Origin of the sequence: Planococcus sp. ANT_H30, assembly GCF_008369335.1 — a bacterium.
Classification (GTDB): Bacteria; Bacillota; Bacilli; order Bacillales_A; family Planococcaceae; genus Planococcus; species Planococcus kocurii.
In genome coordinates, this window is record NZ_VOBJ01000018.1 from 1 (window position 1) to 1,849 (window position 1,849).

At 47.4% G+C, this 1,849-nt stretch carries 1 protein-coding gene; it reads right to left on the minus strand.

Annotated features, from left to right (window positions below):
* Positions 1-341 precede the first annotated feature (341 nt).
* Positions 342-1,736, minus strand: a complete 1,395-nt coding sequence (locus FQ085_RS17895; protein ID WP_149457289.1) for an IS110 family RNA-guided transposase — start codon at positions 1,734-1,736, stop codon at positions 342-344.
* Between the last annotated feature and the right edge of the window lie 113 nt (positions 1,737-1,849).

Genomic DNA, 1,849 nt, shown 5'->3' on the forward strand with positions numbered 1-1,849 from the left:
ACACAGCGTTTAATGTGAAATAAGTCAAGCGCTAACTATAAGGAATTTTGACAACACAAAACCAAAGATCAACTGGAATAAAATTGAAATCGACAATCACAGAACAGTAATGAAGGCATTTCTCCGCAACGCACAAAGCCTTGTTGTTTGTTTCCACAGGGATACAGCCTACTTAATGCAATCTGAGTACATTTACGTTTTATCCGTATTTGTGGAACAAGACCCATTACGCTGTGTAACGAGGTCATAATGCCTCAGGGGCGTTGATCAATGTGATCTGGCGTTCCGGAAAAATGCCGTTGTTTCTTGGCAAAGCGATCGGTTTGCTTATCTAAAGGCCATTAGGTCAGGACATAACGATTGAAGAACAAGGCTTGTTTTTCTTTGTTCCGCAGCTTACTGGCAATCACGGATTGTAGGCTTTTGCCCCCAGACTCAGGTTGATAGACCTGTTTCTTTTTCATCATGGCGAATGCAAGGCGCAGTAAGCGATTACCTAGGGCGATATAGATTTGACCCATCTTTTTGCCCTTCGCTTTCATTTCTTCCGCCTTTTTCTGCATAGCCGGATTCTGGCCCTTCATGGCTTTGCCGGCCCGGTACACAGCCGCTCGAAAATCAGCCCGTCCTTGTTTGGAAATATGATGGGTGGTCGCTTTCTTACCGCCTGACTGGCGGATGATCGGGTTGGTGCCGGCCATCTTGATGAGCTGTTCGGGTCGGTTGAACAAGGAGAGATCTCCAATTTCAGCTGTCAGTTCACAAGCCGTGGTCACTCCGACGCCTGGGATGCTCAACAGGATTCCTCCGTCTGTTTGGAGAAGCACCCGTTCCATCTCTGCTTTTACCCGCGTCACTTGTGCTGTCTCCATTTCCAGCTCATCGAGCTTCAATCGCAACAGGAGAAGCTCTGCCTGCAGATCAGCTTTGGATTTGGAGACCGATTGACGAGCGAATCGGATCAGGCGCTCAATGGATTGGTCACGCAACTTTAAGTTCTGTTCAATCGAAAGCCGGCGCAATCCCTCTTCCCCTAATTCCAAGATATCCGAAGGATGTGGATAGTGACGCATCAAGTAAAGCGATGACTTGGAGTCGAAAGTCCAGAAAATCTTTAAGGTGACCTGTTCTCCCTCCACTGTTTCCACAACTCCCTGAAACTCCCGGAAGATATGATCCATATAGAGCCGGATATGGTTAACCGTTCGCGAACGGGCATCAATCAATGTCCGGTGCGCCCGTGATAGGGTTTTGAGTTGTTCCAACAACGGAAGGGCCTCCTGCCTTGTCTGACCGCGTCCATGTAGGAGGGATTGAGTGATTGCCATCAAATCCACATTGTCGGTCTTCGTGTAATTCAGCACGGTCTCTCGTTCTTTCGCTGTCGTGGCCGCGTTAATAATCCGGACAATGAATTTCTCCTGTTCACAGAGACGGACCAGATCTTCGTAATAATGCCCGGTCGTCTCGATGCCCACGACCACTTCTTCAAATCCATATCCTTCTCTAGCCTGTTCAATTTCCTTCACCAGTTTTTCAAAACCGGCAGAGGCGGCATTGAATTCAAACGGTTTGACGAGGATATCCCCGTATACATTGCAGATCATCGCGGCGTTCACAAACTTGGCGGCATCAATCGCCACAATACAAATCTTTTCGGCATTTGCCCCTCTCATCAAGCGGTTCCAATGACTTCCGTTGTTCCCCTGAATATGGTTAAATGTAGACAGAACCATTGTTTTCAGCTCCTTTTGGGTGGGTATTTCGGAAGTTCTGTGATTGGTACTTCTTGTATACCCAGAAAACAATGGTTCTTTGCGCCGTTATCTATCTATTTCATATAGTAGGG